A 17,699-nucleotide genomic window follows, 5' to 3' on the forward strand; every position below is an offset into this window, starting at 1 on the left:
TTGCGGTTCAGTGTTTGCGTGCGCGGGCTTTGCGTCTGCCTTGCGCCGCTTTCAATTCCTCGTCCGACAGCGTGTGCTGGGACGAATCCATCAGCCGCTCGACGGCCAGTTCCACGAAGGCCCGCGCGCGGCGCGGCGCCGCGCGGCTGCCATAGTAGACGTACACGCCCAGATGATCGCAGACATGCTCGCACAGCACCGGCACCAGGCGGCCGGCGCGGATATGCGGAGCCGCCATGACGCCGGTCAGTTGCGCCATGACCTGGCCGGCCAGGGTGGCCTGAAGCTCCAGGTCCATGTCATTGGTGCATAGCGCCGGCGCGAGATCGTACTCCACCAGATTGCCGCCGGCACGCACCGTCCATGGCATCGGCTTGCCGGTGTTCGGATGGCGGTAGACGCTGCAACGGTGCGCCACCAGCTCGGCCAGGCTGGCCGGCGTGCCATGCCGCGCCAGGTATTGCGGCGCCGCGCAGATAACAAGCTGCAGCGGAAACAGGCGGCGCGCGATCACGCCATCCGCGGGCGGGGTGCCCGTGCGGAAACCCACGTCCACGCGATCCATCACCCAGTTGCCGATGTGGTCGTCCAGCTGCACGTCGGCTTGCACTGCGGGGTACAAGGCGCAGAACTCGTCCAGCACCGGCTGCAGCACCGGCAGAAAGGTGGATCGCGGCCCAGCAATGCGCAGCGCACCGGCGATTTCCTCGCGTGCGCTGCGCACGCCTTGCACGGCCTTCTGCAGCGCAATCAGGCCGGGCTGCGCCGCCTCCAGGAACTGCTGTCCGGCATCGGTAAGCGCCATGTTGCGCGTGGTGCGATGAAACAGCCGGGTTCCCAGAAAGTGTTCAAGCTGGGCGAGCGCCTGGCTGGCAGCCTGCGGCGAGATTCCTTGCGCGATCGCGGCCTGGCGCAAGCTGCCCAGCTCCGCCGCCTTGGCAAAGATCGTGATGGCGCGCAATTCGTTGATGGGCATGGGACAGGAGTCGCGAGGATGTCACGCCATTATCAAGTAAAACTTGCCTATTCAACAAGAGATTAGGCAGTAGTTGATTGTCGCTCCCATCGGTACAGTCCATCTCATCGCTTCCACCCGAAAGCGGCTGAAACGAAGCACCCACCCTCGAAAGGACTGCCCCATGACTACCTCTTCCTCCCAACGCGTCTGGCTCATTACCGGCGCATCGCGCGGCTTCGGCGCCCGCATCGCCCGCGCCGCCCTCGACCGCGGCGATGCCGTGGTCGCCACCGCCCGCAAGCCCGAAGCCGTGACCCAGGCGCTGGGCGCGCATCCCGCCCTGCTGCCGGTGGCGCTGGACGTAACCGACGAAACGCAGGCGCAACGCGCCGCCGCCGCTGCCCTGGAGCGCTTCGGCCGCATCGATATCCTGGTGAACAATGCCGGCTACGGCCTGCTGGGCGCCGTGGAAGAGGCCAGCGCGGATGAAGTCCGCCGCCTGTACGAAACCAACGTCTTCGGCCTGCTCAACATCACCCGCGCCGTACTGCCCGCCATGCGCCGGCAGCGCGCCGGCCGTATCGTCAACTTCTCGTCCATCGGCGCCGTGCGTGCCGCCGCAGGCTTCGGCGTGTACAGTTCGACGAAGTTCGCCGTGGAAGGCCTGTCCGAGGCGCTGCGCGCGGAACTGGGCCCCCTGGGCATCCACGTGAGCTCGGTGCAGCCCGGCTACTTCCGCACGGACTTCCTGGATTCGAGCTCGCTGGCCGTATCGCCGGCGACGATCGGCGATTACGCCGCCACCGCCGGCCGGGTGCGCGAAGCCGCGCGGGACCTCAGCCACAAGCAGCCCGGCAACCCCGAGCGCCTGGCCGACGCCATCCTCGCCCTGGCCGATGCGCCCACCCCGCCCTCGCGCTTGCCCTTGGGTACGGATACGCTGGGCGCCATTGCGCAGCGGTTGGCCGAGGTTGACCGGGAGACGGAACAGTGGCGTGGCGTTGCTACGTCCACGGATTTCTAGGCCCGATTGCACGCGTCGTCCATCGGGCCCGCCATCCTTCGGCGCCGCTGGCAAGGCCGGCGGCGCCCATGGCCGCTTACCCGGGCATATAGCCGGACAGCCCGTCCCACAACAGCTTCAAGGCCGTCACGATCAGCAAGAAATAGCAGGCCTTGTACATCTGCCGCTGATCCAGCCTCGCGTGCAGGCGCCAACCCAGCCATACGCCCGCGGGAATCGCCGGAAGACAGATCGCCATCAGGATCCAGACGCTCCCCGCCGGCTTCGCCAGCGCCAGCCAGGGCACGGCCTTGATGAGATTTCCCACCGTGAAGAACATGCTGGTGGTGCCGGCATAGACCTGCTTGCTCAGGCCCAGCGGCAGCAGATACATCGCCAGGGGCGGTCCGCCCGAATGCGCGACCATGGTGGTGATGCCGGACGCCACGCCGGCGGCCACGGCCTTGGGGCGGGAGCGCGGCCGGACCGCGACCTGGCCGCCGCGCATGAACCACAAGGCCACGAAGGCCAATGTGATAACGGCCATCACAATAGCGATTGCGCGGTGATCCAGCCCGCGGAACACCAGGTAGCCAGCCCCGATGCCGACGACCAGGCCGGGCAACAGCAAGGCGAGATCGGGCCTGGACCATGTAGATGGCCGCCAGTAGCGCAGGCCATAGAGATCCATCGCGACGAACAGGGGCGCGAGCAGGCCGCCGGCCGTCACGGGATCCATGACGAGCGAGAGCAGCGGAATGCCGATGATGGCAAAGCCGCCTCCAAACGCGCCCTTCATGAAGCAGATCAGGAAGACGCCCGCGAAGGCGACAAGGATGGTGCCGACGGTCAATTCCATGTCGTGCGTCAATCAAGGGGAAAGAAGCATCGTATGCGCGCAACTCAGTACAATCAAATTATTGTCATGGATACATTTCCTCATGCCGCAAGCGCGCTACAAGCAATTGGTGGACCGGCTGGCCGATGACATCCGCCAGGGCCGGCTGAAGCCGGGAACGGCGCTGCCCACCCACCGCCAGCTGGCGGCGAGCGAACGCATTTCGCTGGCCACCGCCACGCGCACCTATGCCGAATTACGGAACATGGGCCTGGTCGCTGGCGAAGTGGGCCGCGGCACCTATGTGCGGGAGCCGCTGCCCTCCAGCGAGGAGGTCGGGATGCATATCGCCAGCGGCGATCTCGCGGATCTCACGTTCAACTACCCGGCCTTGCCCACGCAGACCGAGCTGCTGCGAACAGCGCTGCGGCAACTGGCCTCCACCGGCGAGCTGGAGTCCGTGCTGCGCTACCAGCCGCATGGCGGCCGGTCGCACGAACGGGCCATCGTCGCGGAACATTTGCGCAGCCGGGGCCTGTCGGTAGCAGCTGATTCCGTGCTCATCGTCAATGGCGCCATCCACGGGCTCGCCACCGTGGCCATGTCCTTGCTGCAGCCCGGCGACGTAGTGGCGGTGGATGCGCTGAGCTACCCCGGCATCAAGGTGGTGGCCGAGCAATGCAGGCTGGAAATGGTTGCAATCCCCGCAGGCAGAAGCGGCCCGGACCTCGAAGCGCTGCAGGCGCTATGCCGCAAACGCAAAGTCCGGGCCTTGTACTGCATGCCCACGCTGCATAACCCACTGGGCTGGGTCATGACCCGGGCCGAACGCGAGGCCCTCATTGCCGTGGCGCGGCGCCATGGATTGCTGCTGCTGGAGGATGGCGTCTACGCCTTTCTGGAAGCCAAGGCCCCTCCTCCCCTGGCGGCGCTGGCGCCCGACATCACCGTCTACGTATCCAGCCTTTCCAAGAGCGTCGCCGCTGGCCTGCGCTTCGGCTTCGTGAGCGCGCCGGCGGCCTTCGTCCCGAAGATCAACCGCGCCATACGCGCCACCGCCTGGAACACGCCCAGCCTGGTGACGTCGCTCTGCTGCGGCTGGCTGCAGGACGGCACGGTGGCGCGGCTGGAACGGGAAAAGCGCCGCGATGCCGGCGCGCGCCAGGCCATCGCGGCCAAGGCGCTGGCCGGCTTGCAGACCGTGCGTCATCCGGCGTCCTATTTCATCTGGCTGCCCATGCCGGGCGAGGTGCGCTCGGACGCGGTCGCCATGCGGCTCAGGGAGGAAGGCGTGCTGGTCTCTACCGCGGAACCCTACGCCATCGGTAGCCAGGCCCCGCATGCCATCCGGCTGGCGCTGGGCTCGGTCACCCACGCGAAGCTGCGGCAGGCACTGGAAACCGTGGCAGCCACGGTGTTCAGCCTTGACTGCTGAAATCAGCCCCGCCTAGGCGCCGTTCGAGCGTGACGCCTCGACCAGGTTGTCGCGCAATTCGACCACCTGCTCCCTCAGCGACTTGAATTGATCGCTCGTGAGCCCGCAAGCGTCGCTCAAATTGATGCCCGCGGTCTTCTCGCGCAATTGCCGGCCTTCCCCGGTCAGGCAAATCCGCACCTGCCGTTCGTCCGCCGAATCGCGCACGCGTTCCAGATAGCCCATGCCTTCGAGCTTCTTGAGTATCGGCGTAAGGGTATTGGACTCAAGAAAGAGCTTTTCGCCCAGGCCGCTGACGGTCTGCGCGTCTTCCTCGAAGAGGGCGATCATCGTCACGTATTGCGTATAGGTCAGCCCCAGCGCGTCCAGGATCGGACGGTACACCCGGCCGAAAGCCAGGTTGGTCGAGTAAACGGCGAAGCAGAGGAATTCCGCGAGCTTTCTTTGCGACGGATCGGTGGCGGTCTTGGGCTTCTTCATCTGCACCTCGTGGATATCTGGCCTGATCAATGGCATCACTTTACATCGCATACGATGCGGTCGCAAACGATTTGATACCAATTTCCCTTCGAACACTCTTGACCTGCGCATTCTCGATCTTTACCATGCGCTTCAATCGCATACGATTTAATCGAATTCGATCAAACTTTCAACTCCCAGGAGCGCACCATGCCCACCCGAATCCAGAAAGTCCTCTTGACCGGCAAGACCCATACGACCCTCGCCCGCAACTACGCCTCCCAAGGCGGCGAGGAACGGCTCGACATCCGTCTTTCGACCCCCAACAACCCGGACCTGGTCCACGCGTTCGAGGATATCCAGCCGCATCCGACGGCGGAACAGCTTTTCGCCGGCGCCTGGTCCGCCTGCTACACCAGCGCGCTGGAAGTCATCGCCAAGCAGATGAAAGTGCAATTGCCGGCCGATCGCGCGGTGGAAGTGGAAGTGGACCTGGGCATGTCGGGCAGCGCCTACTTGCTGCAGGCCCGCTTCAACGTGTTCCTGCCCGGACTGGACCTGGCCCTCGCCGAACAGATTGCCCATTCGGCCGACGAAATTTGCCCGTACTCGAAGGCCACCCGCGGCAACATCGACGTGAGCTTGAACGTGCATGTGTCCTGAACGGGAATCGACGTGCGCAAGCTCTTGCTCGTACTCATCCTATTTGCCGGCGGGCTGGCGCACGAGCTGCGCAACCCGCTGAGCTGCCAGACCATCACGGCGCGCAAGGACATAGGCACGCGCCGGCAAAAGCGAGAGTCCTGAACCAGAGGCGGGCTCTCGCGCCCTTCCCCACTCTGCCCATAGCGGTGCATCCCCATGCTGATCATTCTTGTGGCCTTTCTCGGCGGCGTCCTCACCATCGTGAGCCCCTGCATCCTGCCCATCCTGCCTTTCGTGTTCGCACGCGGAGCGGGTTCATTCCGGACTCATGCCCTGCCCCTGCTCGCGGGCATGGCGGTCGCCTTTGCGGCAGTCGCGAGCCTCGCGGCGGTCGGCGGAGCCTGGGTCGTGACACTCAACGAAGGCGCGCGCTACGCCGCGATGGGATTGCTGGCGCTTTTCGGGTTGGCGCTGCTGCTGCCCGCCATGGGCGACTGGATGAGCAGGCCCCTGGTTGCGCTGGGCAACCGCTTGACCAGCGCGACGCCCGGCTCGGCTCGCACCGCTCCGCTGCTGTCCCTCGGGCTGGGCGTGGGCACCGGCCTGCTGTGGGCGCCGTGCGCCGGTCCCATCCTGGGGCTGCTGCTCACCAGCGCGGCGCTCAACGGGGCCAACATCCAGACCTCCTTGCTGTTGCTGTCATTCGCATCCGGCGCGGCGGTGGCGCTGGCCGCGGCGCTCTGGCTGGGGCGCGGCATGGCGACAGCCCTGCGCCGCATGCTGCCGGCGGCCCATGGTTTGCGCCGGTTGGCTGGCGCCGCCGTCTTGGTCGGCGTTGCCCTGCCGGCGCTCGGCTGGAACCCCGCGCTCCTGTCCAGCGCCTCTGCGCCGGGCGCCGCACGGCTGGAGCAGCAACTGGTCGAACAGGTCCGTCCGAGCGAACCCGCCCAAGCGGCGCCGCGCGCGAGCGGTCCGCTTGCATCGCTGCCAGACGCCCGCGGCTGGCTGAATTCAGGCCCGCTCAGCGCGACCGATCTCGACGGCAAGATCGTGCTGGTCGACTTCTGGACCTACTCCTGCATCAACTGCCTGCGCACGCTGCCCTATCTGAAGACCTGGCACGACAAGTACAAGGATGCGGGGCTGGAAGTGATAGGCGTGCATACACCCGAATTCGCTTTCGAGAAGAGTCCGGCCAATGTGCGCCGCGCGGTCGCGGATCTGGGCATCCAGTACCCGGTCGCCCAGGACAATGAGTTCAAGATATGGCGCGCGTTCCGCAATCAGTCCTGGCCCGCCTTCTATCTGCTCGATGGCCAGGGCCGCTTACGGTACACCGTCGCGGGCGAACACGACTACGCGCAGACGGAGCGCATGATCCAGCGGCTGCTTGCTGAAGCGGGCCGGACGCTTCCCGACAGCGGCGTCGCCCTGCCCCCGGCTCACGGCGTGGAAGCGCCGCCGCAGTGGTCGACGCTGCATTCGGGCGAGAGCTACCTCGGTTACGGCAAGGCCACGAGCTACGCGCCGGGCGGCACCCCGATCAGGCAGGACCGGGACGCGGCCTATGTCCCCGCCGCCGGACTGGGCGCCAACCAGTGGACGCTGGCCGGATCGTGGCGGCTGGAGCCGGAGCGCGCGGTGGTCACCGGCAACAACGGCCGCATCATCCAGCGTTTTCACGCGCGCGACCTGCATATGGTGCTGGGCCCATCCGCCGACGGCCAGCCGGTGCGCTTTCGCGTCACGCTGGATGGCCGGCCGCCGCTCGTCGATCACGGGACGGACGTCAATGAACAGGGCGAGGGAGTCATCGACCGGCAGAAACTGTATCAATTGATCCGCCAGCAGGCGCCGGACCGCGACCGGGTCTTTCAGATCGAATTCCTGGAGCCTGGCGCAGAGGCTTACGCCTTTACGTTCGGCTAGGCAGACCCACGCCGTTTCAAAATGAACGTCATCGAGGAATTCGGCGGCATCCAAAGGCTAGGCCACGCCCCCCCTGAAATTGTGTCTTTTCATTTCAATTTTAGGCGAAGAACGGAACAAAGCACGGCCATGTCTCAACAACGGGATAAACCACATTCAATGGGCGCGGAAAACCCACTCCTGAGACAGCAACCGAAGAAGTTGGAAATAATGCGAAATAAATTGCGTACCCCCCCTCCGCTAAGGTCGTTACAGCCATGACTTGAAGGAGAGCGAGCATGAAGTCCATCGGTTCCGCTGCGATTCTGTCTGCGACTATCGGCTTTTCCCTGCCCGGCGCGGCCCTGGCCCAGGTGTATGAGAACGGGAGTTCGACGGCGACTTTCAATGTGTCCCTGACCGTGCAGGCGAATTGCACGATTGCGGCCGATCCGCTGGTGTTTCCATCCACCGGCCTCTTGAGCGCGCCGGTAAACCAGGAAACGACGCTCAGGGTCACCTGCACCAATACCACTCCCTACAACGTGGGCCTGGATGCCGGGACCGCCACGGGGTCGACGATTGCAAACCGTCAGCTCGCAGGCACGGCGCCTGGCAATACCGGCACCAATGTGGGCTACCAGCTCTATCAAAACGCCGGCCGCACGACGGTGTGGGGCAATACCCAGGGTACGGACACCGTGGGCGGCACCGGCACGGGCACGGCCCAGGCGCTGACCGTCTACGGCCGGGTTCCGCCCCAGGCTGCCCCCGCGCCGGATACCTATCAATCGACGGTTACGGCCACCGTCTACTTCTAGCCCCGGATCGACATGACGATGCTTGGGATCGTTCGCCAGGCGGCGGGAGCCTGTCTCTTCGGCATGGCATTGCAGGCGCATGCCGCCAGCCTGCAGATCTCGCCGGTAATCCTGAACATGGATGGCGCGGAGCGCGCCACCAGCATGACTTTGCGCAACGAAGGCGCCGAGCCCATCTATGGCCAGGTCCGCGTCTACGCCTGGCGCCAGACCACGACCGAGGATGTGCTGCAGGAGACCGCGGCCCTGGTGGCTAGTCCGCCCATGATCCAGATCGCGCCGGGCGGCACGCAAGTCGTCCGCCTGTTGCAGCCCGAGGCCGCCAAGCGTCCGGGCGAAGCGTCGTATCGCCTGATCATCGACGAGATCGCGCCGCCCGACCCATTGCGGGCGACGGGCGTGCAGGTGCGGCTGCGTTACTCCGTGCCGGTGTTCGTGGGAGCCGCCCCGCAAATTCCGGCACAACGGCACCTGACATGGTCCCTGGTACGCGATGGCCGCGATTGGGCCTTGCGGGTCGACAATAGCGGCGCGCACCGCGCGCAGCTCAGCGATGTGGCGCTCGTCGTCAATGGCAAGCGCCACAGCTTGCGGGACGGTTTGCTTGGCTATGTCCTGGGCGGCAGCGCGCGCCAATGGCCGCTGCCCTTCCAACCCGCGATGCAGGGAGCGATCACAGTCGATGCGCGGGTCAACAGCGTTCCCGTCCAGGCGGACGTGCAAACCGACACAGGGAAGTGAAACATTGCGCGCGCACCGCACAGCTGACACTGATGCTCGCCGTCGCAGCCGTTCATTGTGGCGCGCGGGCGCAGCCCGCCCCGGCGGCGGCCATCGGGCAAGCGGCCATCGAGGTCTATCTGAACGTCAGCTTCGGCGGCCAGCCCAGCCATCAAATCGCGCGCTTCGAAGACCAGCATGGCCGCCTGTCGGCGCGCGGCGCGGACTTGCGGGGGATGGGGATCGATACCCAGGCCCTGGGCATATCGGACGAGACACGCATTCCCCTGGACCGGATTCCGGGCCTGAAGTACCGCTACGACGCGGCCGCGCAAGACGTCGATCTTGACATGCCGGTGCGCTATCGCATCCCGAATCGCATCGATGCGCGCGGCTTGAGCCCGGTTGCCGCCGCGACTGCGGATCGGGGCCTGCTCATCAATTACGATCTTTATGCCCGCACCGATCGCGAGAACCCGCTGGCAATCTGGAGCGAACAACGCTATTTCGACCAGCACGGGGTCTTCAGCAACACCGGCACGGCTTATCTGTACCGCGACCTGCGGCGCTATGTCCGCTTCGATTCCAGCTGGACCCGCTCGGATCCTGCCACGCTGACGGCCACCCAGGTAGGCGACACCATTTCCGGATCGCTGGCCTGGTCGCGCTCGATACGCATGGGCGGCCTGCAATGGCGGCGCAATTTCTCATTGCGGCCCGACCTGGTCACATTTCCCATGCCGGATTTCGCCGGCAGCGCCGTGGTGCCGTCCGCCGTCGATGTCTACATCAACAACATCCGACGCTATTCCGGCAATGTTCCCAGCGGCCCTTTCGTGGTGGACAACGTGGCCGGCATCACGGGCTACGGACAGGCCAATCTCATCACGCGCGACGCCCTGGGCAGGCCGGTGTCGCAGTCGGTTCCCATCTACATCGACACCCGGCTGCTGGCGCAAGGCATGTCCAGCTATTCGGTCGAAGCCGGCTTTCTGCGCCGCGCCTACGGCTGGCGATCGTTCGACTACAAGGACGATCCGGCGTTCAGCGGCACATGGCAATACGGCGTCTCGAACGCCCTGACCGTGGAAGCCCATGGCGAAGCCAGCGCCGGGCTGTACAACGCGGGCGCGGGCATGCTGGCGAAACTGGGCATGGCGGGCGTCATCAATGCGTCCCTGGCCGGCAGCCTGGGCCGGAACACGGGCCTGCAGGCCGGCCTGGGCTACCAGTATGTGGACGAGCGCTATTCCATCGACATACAAAGCCTGCGCGCGATCTCTGATTATGCGGACCTGGCGGGCAACGACGGCATCCCTGTGCCCCGCGCCAGCGACAGGGCGACGCTAGCCGTGCCATTGGGCGGCGGGCAAACCGTATCGCTGAGCTACATCGGCCAACGCTATCCAGGCGTCGAGGCCGCCCATATCGGATCGGTGGCCTACAGCAGCCGCCTGGGCAATCGCGCCACGCTGACCATGAGCGCCTATCAGGACTTCAATGACAGCGGCAGCCGGGGCGCATTCCTCAGCCTGGGCATCACCCTGGGCGACGTCTCGCTCAATGCCATGGCCGGACGCCAAGACGGCGGCACGTACACCAACGCCAGCGCCATCCGCAGCCCCGACTATGGCGGCGGATTCGGCTGGGGCGTGCAGGCCGGCACCTACGAGGCGGGCCGCTACGAGCAAGGCTGGGGCCGCTACCTGGGACGCTACGGCGAAATCACATTGGGCGCGCAGCGCTACGACGGACGCACCACGGGAGAACTCGACGTCAATGGCGCCCTGGTGTTCATGGACGGCGTGGCGCAGGCGTCCCGGCGCATCGACGACGGCTTCGCGCTGGTTTCCGCCGGCGAGCCTGGCCTGCCCATCCTGCACCAGAACCGGGTCATCGGCCATACCGGGTCCGACGGCCATATGGTGGTGCCGGACCTGAACAGTTATCAGACCAACACGCTGGAGCTCGACGGCCTGGACCTGCCGCCCAACGCCCAGGTGTCAGCCTATGCGCTCGACGTGGTGCCGCAGTCCCGTTCCGGCGTACTGGCGGAGTTCGGCATCACCCGGGAAGCCGCGGCCACGATCGATCTGGTGGACGGCGACGGCAAGCCGCTGCCGGTGGGCGCGCAGGTCGTGCACAGGGAAAGCGGGTCCGAAAGCGTGGTGGGCTACGGCAGCCAGACCTTCGTGCGCAATCTGGGCAAGCTCAATCATCTGGACGTGCGGGGACAGGATCTTGCCTGCACTGCGCGGTTCGCCTTCCAAGCGCCGGCAGACGGCAGCCTGCCACGTCTGGGACCGGTGGCTTGCGTGGAGCCGCAGCCATGAAACAGCTGATTGCCGCGTTGTTGCTGGCGGCCCTGTGGCTGGGGGGAAACAGCGCGCAGGCGCAAACCTGCACCGTGTCCATGGCCCCCATCACATTTCCGAACCTCAATCCGGTGCTCGGCTCGTCGGTGACGCAAACCGGCACGCTGACGGTGACCTGCACTTGGGGACTGCTCACAGGGGGCTATGCCCGGGTGTGCGTGAGCCTGGGCATAGGCAGCGGATCGACCGTGCAAGACCCGCGGCAGATGGCCAATGGCGCCAACCGCCTGCAGTACCGGCTTGCGCCGAGCTCGTCCATGAGTCCGCCGTGGGGTTCGAGCGCCAACGGCTCGACGCCCGTCGTCGTCGACCTCACCCAGCCCCTGCTGGGAAGCCAGGCCACCGTCAACCAGCCCATCACCGGGCAGATCCTGCCAGGCCAATACACGGTGCCGACGGCCAATAACGCCACCACCGCCTACTCGGAAACCTTCCCTGGCGTGGCGACCTTCAACTACGGCTTCTCCATTCTGGTCCGGCCCGCGTGCGCATCGCTGACCTCCCGCGGCAGCTACAACTTCACGGTGCGCGCCAACGTGACCAACAACTGCACCATCTCCGCCAACCCCTTGAACTTCGGCTCGATGGCGGACTTTCGCTCTGCCCGCCTGGCCAATACGACGCTGGCGGTGCGCTGCACCAACAACGATGCCTACCGGATACGCCTGAACGGCGGCCAGAACGGCACCGTGAGCCAGCGCTACCTGCGAGACACCACCGGCACGCGGCTGGTAAGGTATGACCTGCACACGTCGGCGGACCGCACGGTTCCCTGGGGCGACGGCACCGCGGGCACGGCATTCGTCACGGGCACGGGGACGGGCAACATCCAGCAGGTACAGGTCTATGGACGGGTACCCGCGCAGGCAGCGCCAGTTCCGGGGCAATACAGCGATGTGGTGACCGCCACCATCGAATTCTGATGGTCAGAACATCACCGTCCAGTGCTGCTCGCCCACGGCGCGCTGCGCGTGCCAGGGCGTTCCTTGGGAACATCGCACCGCCGGCCGGGCCGGACCCGGGCTGACCGTGCAGAGGCTGGGGACCGTGAAGCGCACCAGCATCGGCGCAAGAGGCGCGGACTCTGCCTGGTGGACCGCCAGGCCGACGCCGCCCGCCAGCAGTAGTCCCAACGCCGGGAGTAAGAACTTGGAGGCCATGAAAAGCTCCAGACCAGAGTTGAGCCACTTGCAATAACGGCCACGCGCGGCATTTCTTAATGCGCGGCTCGACCCCGCCCCATTTTTTGACCAGATCGCACAGGAGATTCCCTAGTGGTTGGACCCGCAACGACAGCATCGATTCCTTTCCCGCCCCACATCCACGCCGGCCCCCATCGGCGGCGCAGACGCGAGAGGCCCTGGTTGGCAGCCCTGCTGCTGGCGGCGATGCTGTGTTGCCTGTCCTTATCCTGGCAAGCCCAGGCCGCTGGGCTGCTGCAACCGCAAGCAACAACGGCATCCCCCACAGCCCTGACTCCGGCCGCGCTGGCCGACCTGCTGGAGAATCCCGAGGCACGCAAGGCGCTGGTGGACGAGCTGCGGACGCAGGCAGCGGGTGCGAAGCCAGCTGCTCCCCGCGCCACGGGCGCGGCCCCAGTCCCCGCCGAACCCGGCCTGCAGGAACGCATGGCCGACAACGTCCAACGCTTTCTGACTGGCCTGGCGACCGACATGGGCCAGGGCGTGGAAGACATGCGCGCGCTGGCCTCGGGCGACAGCCTGCGGATGGACGGCGACGCCGCCGGCCATGCCTTGAAGCCTCTCGCGCTGGCTGCCGCCACCGCCGTCCTCGCCTTCATCCTGCTGCGGATGATCGCCATGTACATCTACGGCCGCATCGACCGCTGGGTCGCCGAACAGCGCCATCATCCCGAAGCGCCTCCCAAGCGCGGCGCGCCGACATCCATGCGCGTGCTGTCCCGCCGCGCGGGCGCCATCGTGGGCGCGCTGGCCATCGATGCGGGCGTAGTGCTGCTCGCCGCCATGGCGGGCGGCGCCGCGGCCCTGTGGGGCACGCCCGGCCGCGGCACGCTGGACACGCTGGCGGCCGTGTTCCTGCGAGCCTTCGTGTCGGTGGAAATCGTCAAGGTGCTGATCCGCACGGTGTTCGCGGTGAAGCATCCGCACCTGCGCCTCCTGCCCATGACCGACGACAACGCCAAGTACTGGAATACCTGGCTGCTGCGCATTGCCACCGCAGCCGGCTACGGCACGTTGCTGGTCGATCCCGTGGTGTCGGCTTCACTTTCGCCCGCGCTGGGCCGTCTGGCCAACCTGCTGATCATGCTGGCGGTCTACGTCTACGCCGTGCGCGTCATCTGGCGCAACCGCCAGACGGTGCGCGGACACCTGGACCGGCGCGCCGCCAGCGCGACCACGTTCATGGGCTCGCGGCTGCACATCCTGGCGCGCGTGTGGCATGTGCTGGGCATAGGCTATTTCACCATCCTGCTGGTGGTCAGCCAGGTGGATCCGACCAACGCGCTGCCCTTCATGGCCCGCGCCACCGCGCAAACCCTGCTGGTGATCGGCGTGGGCAGCCTGCTGATCCTGCTGCTGAACACCGTACTGGCCAAGCCCATCAGGCTGCCGGACGACTTGCGCAAACGCCTGCCGCTGCTGGAGGCGCGCGTCAACGCCTATGTGCCCGCCACCTTGAAGCTGGTCGGCCTCATCATCCGCATCGTCCTGGTGCTGCTGGTCCTGGACGCGTGGCGCGCCTTCGACCTGTCGCGGTGGCTGGCCTCGGATGCCGGCGGCGCGGCTATCAAGATGACGGTGAACATCGTGATCGTGCTGCTGATCGCGGCCCTGGCCTGGACCGTGATCGCCAGCATCATCGAGCACCGCCTCAGCCAGCGCGAAGGCCGCGGCATGCCCAGCGCGCGCGAGCGCACCCTGCTGGCGCTGTTCCGCAACGCCGCGCTGATCGTCATCGTAACGATGACGCTGATGGTGCTGCTGTCGCAGATCGGCATCGACGTGGGGCCGCTGATTGCCGGCGCGGGCGTGGTCGGCCTGGCCATCGGCTTCGGCGCGCAGAAGCTGGTTCAGGACATCATCACGGGGATCTTCATCCAGCTCGAGAACGGCATGAACGAGAACGACGTGGTGCAGGTCGCGGGCGTGTTCGGCACGGTCGAGAAGATGACGATACGCTCGGTCGGCATACGCACGCTGGACGGCGGCTACCATCTGGTGCCGTTCTCGTCCGTGGACGTGGTGACTAACCACATGCGCGACTTCTCCTATCACCTGGGCGAATACACCATCGCGCATCGCGAAAGCGTGGACGACGCGATCGCGCATCTGCGCGCCGCCTTCGCCGAGTTGATGACCGACACGGTGCTGGGACCCGAGATCCTCGAAGACATCACGGTCGCCGGCGTCACCGCGGTCAACGAAAAGGGCGTGACCATCCGCATCCTGATCAAGACCACGCCGGGCATGCAGTGGGCGGTGCAGCGCGGCTACAACCGGCTCCTGAAAAAGCACTTCGACGCCGCCGGCATCGAGCTACCCTACCCGCACACCGTGGTGTACTTCGGCCAGGACAAGCGGGGCTACGCACCGCCGGCGAATGTCTTCATGCAATCCGAGCGCGCCGACGAAGGCGAGGACGCCCGCGCGGCCGGGCACACCCGACGCCCGCTGGAACCCGCGCCGCGCGGCGAGGATTCGGCCGAGGTGCTGGGCAACGAACTCGAGGCGCGCGAGGAAGGCGAAGCGCCGCGTACGTAGCGGTACGCGCGGGGCCTACTTCCCGTAGGTCGCGATCACCGTTTCCAGCGGAACATGGCCCTTGCAGAGCCCCGAGTAGGCGGGGCTTTCGCCATCTTCCAGTGCGATGGCATATTGGACTGCCGGATCGCTTTCCAGACGCTGTCGCAGCGCCGCCAGCTTGGGCCAGCGGGACTTTGCGGCGACCTCATGGAAATCCAGCCAGCGCGCCACGCCGACCAGCACCGCGTCCGCCAAGGTCGGATGGTCGCCCACCGCGAACGGCGTGTCGCCCAACATTGCCTCCAGCTTGTCGTGACGCTCGATGACGCGCTGCGCGCCCCAGTCCCGCAGCGTTTGCTGCAACGCCGGATCGGGCGGATCCATTTCCAGGGCGACCCAATGCGGGGTGAAGGCGGCGGTGAAGCCGGTGTTCAGGAAGGCCATGAACTGATGCATGCGATCGGATTCGGGCGAAAGCGGATCGAAACTGATCCTGCGTTCGTTGTCCCGGTTTTCGATCCAGCGCGCGATCGCCATGGTTTCCGTGAATACTGCTCCTCGTTCGCTGACGAATGCGGGCGTCTCGTGGCGCGCATTGATCCGCGCATAAGAAGGCAGCCGCATATCCCCAAGCATGTCCACGCGGCACAAGCGGTAGGGTTGGCCCAACCACTCCAGCGCGGCGACAAGCCCCATGGAACTTCCTAGCGGAAAGCCATAAACAAGAATGGGTTCCAAGATGATTTTCTCCGTAGATAAGGGTCACGCTGCGCAGCGGAATGAATTCTACGGATCTGATAGGCTAAGTAAATTACGCACATTTTTGTCACCATGACCCTCCCATGAAAGACCTGGTTTCGCGCTGCCCCATCGAAGAAGCCATGCAGATACTGAGCGGCAGATGGCCGACGCTGCTGATCTACTACCTCAAGGAAGGCACCAAGCGCTTCAGCGACCTGCGCCGCGACAATCCGACCATCTCGCATCGGATGCTGACGCTGGAGTTGCGCAAGCTGGAATTGGCCGGCATCGTCCGGCGCACCGATTTCGACGGTTATCCGCGGCGCGTGGAGTATGACCTCACGCCTGGCGGCAAGGCGCTCGTGCCACTGCTGGATGCGTTGGGCGATTGGTGGGATGACAATGGGGCGGCGTCCGAAGACGCCCCCTGAGCAGGCCAGTCAGCCTTAAGGCTGGACTCGCCCGCCACCCTGCTTGCCCGTGCCGATCAAATCCAGCAGCCCATCCGACAAGGTGCCCCGCCAGACCAGGTAATCGTGCCCGCCCGCCACCTCGCGGTGCGTCACCAGATAGCCCTTGGCAAGCAGCACGTCACGCAGATGCCGGTTGGTCTCCAGAATGCCCGGCTGGCCGCCGCGTCCCGATTCGAACAGCCCCGCGCCGAGGAAGAATCGCACCGGCAGCTTGCGCACCGCGACGAATTGCCGCGTCAGCCATTGGTCTTCTTCGCCCGCGGGCGACCACCAATAGGAACCGGACTGGCTGAGCACATTGCCGAACACCTCGGGGTGGCGCAGCGCGGCATAGGCCGACGCCAGACCGCCGTAGCTGGAGCCGCCGATGACGGTACGCGCGGCTGGCGCGCCGATGCCTTGTTTGCGCGCCCACGGCATCAGTTCTTTCGCGAGGAAGTCGGCAAAGTCCGGATTGGGCGGCAACTCCTGGCTGCGGGATTCGGCCGTGGGGTTGTCGATGAGCAGCGCCGCGGTCGGTGGAATGACGCCCGCCGCGATCATGTTGTCCAGGATGGTCGGCGTGGGCACGCGGCCCAGGTAGGCGCCGGCATCGAATAGCACCAGTACATGATTGTTTGCGGCACCGGGCTGCCAACCCGCGGGACGGTACAGGTGGATCTTGCGCGTGTTGCGCATGAGATCGCTGCGCAGTTCCATGGCCTCGACCGTTCCCCGTGGCACGTCCGCGTGGGCTTCGACCCAGGGCTGCGGCGGCGCTTGCGCCAGCTCCAGCATGGAATAGGTTTGAAACGCGTCGACGCCGCGCTCGGGGTAAGCCTTGGGATTGTGCGGATCGGCCTGCGCCGTGGCCAGGATCGCGCGGCGCCGCGCCATGCCGGAACCCGGGAGCTCCGGTACATCGGGCGCCAGGCGATATGACAGCCGCGTGGATCGGGGAACGACAAAGCTGGCATGCCATACATCGGAATCGCCCAGGCGCGCCAATTGCGCATGGTCCGACGACGGCCCGCCGAACAGGCGCACGTTGCGCTCGGCGCCACGCCACAGGAACGTGACGCGGTCATGTTGGACATCGGCGGCTTCGACCAGCGGCGTGCCTTGCTGAGCCACCTCTGCCCAGAAGTCTTCCGTCGTTCCGCCTGCGGCCAGCGTCGCCGCCAGCGCGGTCAGGCGCGGGCTGTCGAGTGCAGGCGCTGGCGCGCGCTGTTCGGCAAGGGGCAAACGTTCCGTCACGGCCCACCTGAACACGCCCTTGCCCTGCGCGCGCACCGTGTAAAAACCGTCCGCCGGCGCCACCAGCATCAGCGCCCCGGCCGGCTTTTCCCGGTCGCTCAGCCGACGCACGTGCTGGCCGGCGCTGTCCAACAGATCCAGGGTCACGCCGGAGTCGGCGGCCCAGGTACCAGCAAGGAATTCGCCTTTTTGCAGCGAAATCCGTTCGTCCACGTGGGCCTCGGGCGTCACGGCGCCTTGCTTGGACTGCGCCGCGGCCATGCTCGGTGTCACGACGGCCATCGAGACCGCCAGCGCCGCCGACAACATCCAATCCCGCCATTCCAATCTGTTCTTTCTACGCATATTCATCCGTTCATTTT

17 protein-coding genes are annotated in these 17,699 nt (G+C 66.1%); 11 read left to right on the forward strand and 6 right to left on the reverse strand.

Annotation, left to right across the window (positions count from 1 at the left end):
* Positions 1 to 7: 7 nt before the first annotated feature.
* Positions 8 to 976 carry a LysR family transcriptional regulator gene (locus AC6LKD_RS00665; protein ID WP_498114734.1) on the reverse strand — a complete coding sequence of 323 codons (969 nt, stop codon included), beginning with the start codon at positions 974 to 976 and terminating at the stop codon, positions 8 to 10.
* Between the two features lie 163 nt (positions 977 to 1,139).
* Between AC6LKD_RS00665 and AC6LKD_RS00670 the strand changes: the two genes are divergently transcribed.
* Positions 1,140 to 1,982, forward strand: a complete 843-nt coding sequence (locus tag AC6LKD_RS00670) for an oxidoreductase (RefSeq protein WP_498114735.1) — start codon at positions 1,140 to 1,142, stop codon at positions 1,980 to 1,982.
* 76 nt (positions 1,983 to 2,058) lie between these two features.
* Here the strand turns inward: AC6LKD_RS00670 and AC6LKD_RS00675 are convergent, their stop codons facing one another.
* Entirely contained in the window at positions 2,059 to 2,820 is a 762-nt protein-coding gene (locus tag AC6LKD_RS00675; protein ID WP_207470721.1) for a sulfite exporter TauE/SafE family protein, read from the reverse strand.
* Between the two features lie 82 nt (positions 2,821 to 2,902).
* Between AC6LKD_RS00675 and AC6LKD_RS00680 the strand changes: the two genes are divergently transcribed.
* On the forward strand, positions 2,903 to 4,234 hold the full coding sequence (locus AC6LKD_RS00680) for an aminotransferase-like domain-containing protein (protein ID WP_207470720.1): 1,332 nt from the start codon (positions 2,903 to 2,905) through the stop codon (positions 4,232 to 4,234).
* A 12-nt stretch (positions 4,235 to 4,246) separates the two neighbouring features.
* Here AC6LKD_RS00680 and AC6LKD_RS00685 read toward each other — a convergent pair whose 3' ends face one another.
* Positions 4,247 to 4,714 (reverse strand): MarR family winged helix-turn-helix transcriptional regulator, encoded by a 468-nt coding sequence (locus tag AC6LKD_RS00685; RefSeq protein WP_207470870.1) that lies wholly within the window; start codon positions 4,712 to 4,714, stop codon positions 4,247 to 4,249.
* Positions 4,715 to 4,903: 189 nt separating this feature from the next.
* Here AC6LKD_RS00685 and AC6LKD_RS00690 point away from each other — a divergent pair, with 189 nt between their 5' ends.
* The 7 genes from AC6LKD_RS00690 (at position 4,904) to AC6LKD_RS00720 (ending at position 12,085) form a co-directional block, all read left to right on the forward strand.
* Positions 4,904 to 5,356 (forward strand): Ohr family peroxiredoxin, encoded by a 453-nt coding sequence (locus AC6LKD_RS00690; RefSeq protein ID WP_207470718.1) that lies wholly within the window; start codon positions 4,904 to 4,906, stop codon positions 5,354 to 5,356.
* A gap of 12 nt (positions 5,357 to 5,368) precedes the next feature.
* Complete coding sequence (locus tag AC6LKD_RS00695) at positions 5,369 to 5,500, forward strand: hypothetical protein (protein WP_013396093.1); 132 nt, start codon at positions 5,369 to 5,371, stop codon at positions 5,498 to 5,500.
* Positions 5,501 to 5,554: 54 nt separating this feature from the next.
* Entirely contained in the window at positions 5,555 to 7,267 is a 1,713-nt protein-coding gene (locus AC6LKD_RS00700; protein ID WP_498114736.1) for a cytochrome c biogenesis protein DipZ, read from the forward strand.
* Between the two features lie 278 nt (positions 7,268 to 7,545).
* Positions 7,546 to 8,067: a Csu type fimbrial protein gene (locus tag AC6LKD_RS00705; RefSeq protein ID WP_498114737.1), complete on the forward strand. Its 522-nt coding sequence runs from the start codon at positions 7,546 to 7,548 to the stop codon at positions 8,065 to 8,067.
* Between the two features lie 12 nt (positions 8,068 to 8,079).
* Positions 8,080 to 8,808, forward strand: coding sequence for a fimbrial biogenesis chaperone (locus AC6LKD_RS00710; RefSeq protein ID WP_498114738.1), 729 nt, complete (start codon positions 8,080 to 8,082; stop codon positions 8,806 to 8,808).
* Between the two features lie 32 nt (positions 8,809 to 8,840).
* Positions 8,841 to 11,120: a fimbria/pilus outer membrane usher protein gene (locus AC6LKD_RS00715; protein WP_498114739.1), complete on the forward strand. Its 2,280-nt coding sequence runs from the start codon at positions 8,841 to 8,843 to the stop codon at positions 11,118 to 11,120.
* Positions 11,117 to 12,085, forward strand: coding sequence for a Csu type fimbrial protein (locus AC6LKD_RS00720; protein ID WP_498114740.1), 969 nt, complete (start codon positions 11,117 to 11,119; stop codon positions 12,083 to 12,085). The genes AC6LKD_RS00715 and AC6LKD_RS00720 overlap by 4 nt, the downstream gene beginning before the upstream one ends.
* Positions 12,086 to 12,088: 3 nt before the next feature.
* Here AC6LKD_RS00720 and AC6LKD_RS00725 read toward each other — a convergent pair whose 3' ends face one another.
* Entirely contained in the window at positions 12,089 to 12,322 is a 234-nt protein-coding gene (locus AC6LKD_RS00725) for a hypothetical protein (RefSeq protein WP_498114741.1), read from the reverse strand.
* 228 nt (positions 12,323 to 12,550) lie between these two features.
* Here AC6LKD_RS00725 and AC6LKD_RS00730 point away from each other — a divergent pair, with 228 nt between their 5' ends.
* Entirely contained in the window at positions 12,551 to 14,905 is a 2,355-nt protein-coding gene (locus AC6LKD_RS00730; protein WP_498114802.1) for a mechanosensitive ion channel domain-containing protein, read from the forward strand.
* A gap of 15 nt (positions 14,906 to 14,920) precedes the next feature.
* Here the strand turns inward: AC6LKD_RS00730 and AC6LKD_RS00735 are convergent, their stop codons facing one another.
* Positions 14,921 to 15,625, reverse strand: a complete 705-nt coding sequence (locus AC6LKD_RS00735) for a glutathione S-transferase family protein (protein ID WP_498114742.1) — start codon at positions 15,623 to 15,625, stop codon at positions 14,921 to 14,923.
* A gap of 104 nt (positions 15,626 to 15,729) precedes the next feature.
* Between AC6LKD_RS00735 and AC6LKD_RS00740 the strand changes: the two genes are divergently transcribed.
* On the forward strand, positions 15,730 to 16,059 hold the full coding sequence (locus AC6LKD_RS00740; RefSeq protein WP_498114743.1) for a winged helix-turn-helix transcriptional regulator: 330 nt from the start codon (positions 15,730 to 15,732) through the stop codon (positions 16,057 to 16,059).
* 15 nt (positions 16,060 to 16,074) lie between these two features.
* Here AC6LKD_RS00740 and fes read toward each other — a convergent pair whose 3' ends face one another.
* Positions 16,075 to 17,682 carry an enterochelin esterase gene (gene fes, locus AC6LKD_RS00745; RefSeq protein WP_498114744.1) on the reverse strand — a complete coding sequence of 536 codons (1,608 nt, stop codon included), beginning with the start codon at positions 17,680 to 17,682 and terminating at the stop codon, positions 16,075 to 16,077.
* Positions 17,683 to 17,699: the final 17 nt, after the last annotated feature.

The organism is Achromobacter sp. D7-1, assembly GCF_059760445.1.

What these genes read in the sequence shown, in the direction of transcription:
- AC6LKD_RS00665 (WP_498114734.1), bottom strand. Translation starts at nt 976, where the DNA reads ATGCCCATCAACGAATTGCGCGCCATCACGATCTTTGCCAAGGCGGCG.
- AC6LKD_RS00670 (WP_498114735.1), top strand. Translation starts at nt 1,140, where the DNA reads ATGACTACCTCTTCCTCCCAACGCGTCTGGCTCATTACCGGCGCATCG.
- AC6LKD_RS00675 (WP_207470721.1), bottom strand. Translation starts at nt 2,820, where the DNA reads ATGGAATTGACCGTCGGCACCATCCTTGTCGCCTTCGCGGGCGTCTTC.
- AC6LKD_RS00680 (WP_207470720.1), top strand. Translation starts at nt 2,903, where the DNA reads ATGCCGCAAGCGCGCTACAAGCAATTGGTGGACCGGCTGGCCGATGAC.
- AC6LKD_RS00685 (WP_207470870.1), bottom strand. Translation starts at nt 4,714, where the DNA reads ATGAAGAAGCCCAAGACCGCCACCGATCCGTCGCAAAGAAAGCTCGCG.
- AC6LKD_RS00690 (WP_207470718.1), top strand. Translation starts at nt 4,904, where the DNA reads ATGCCCACCCGAATCCAGAAAGTCCTCTTGACCGGCAAGACCCATACG.
- AC6LKD_RS00700 (WP_498114736.1), top strand. Translation starts at nt 5,555, where the DNA reads ATGCTGATCATTCTTGTGGCCTTTCTCGGCGGCGTCCTCACCATCGTG.
- AC6LKD_RS00705 (WP_498114737.1), top strand. Translation starts at nt 7,546, where the DNA reads ATGAAGTCCATCGGTTCCGCTGCGATTCTGTCTGCGACTATCGGCTTT.
- AC6LKD_RS00710 (WP_498114738.1), top strand. Translation starts at nt 8,080, where the DNA reads ATGACGATGCTTGGGATCGTTCGCCAGGCGGCGGGAGCCTGTCTCTTC.
- AC6LKD_RS00715 (WP_498114739.1), top strand. Translation starts at nt 8,841, where the DNA reads ATGCTCGCCGTCGCAGCCGTTCATTGTGGCGCGCGGGCGCAGCCCGCC.
- AC6LKD_RS00720 (WP_498114740.1), top strand. Translation starts at nt 11,117, where the DNA reads ATGAAACAGCTGATTGCCGCGTTGTTGCTGGCGGCCCTGTGGCTGGGG.
- AC6LKD_RS00725 (WP_498114741.1), bottom strand. Translation starts at nt 12,322, where the DNA reads ATGGCCTCCAAGTTCTTACTCCCGGCGTTGGGACTACTGCTGGCGGGC.
- AC6LKD_RS00730 (WP_498114802.1), top strand. Translation starts at nt 12,551, where the DNA reads ATGCTGTGTTGCCTGTCCTTATCCTGGCAAGCCCAGGCCGCTGGGCTG.
- AC6LKD_RS00740 (WP_498114743.1), top strand. Translation starts at nt 15,730, where the DNA reads ATGAAAGACCTGGTTTCGCGCTGCCCCATCGAAGAAGCCATGCAGATA.
- fes (WP_498114744.1), bottom strand. Translation starts at nt 17,682, where the DNA reads ATGCGTAGAAAGAACAGATTGGAATGGCGGGATTGGATGTTGTCGGCG.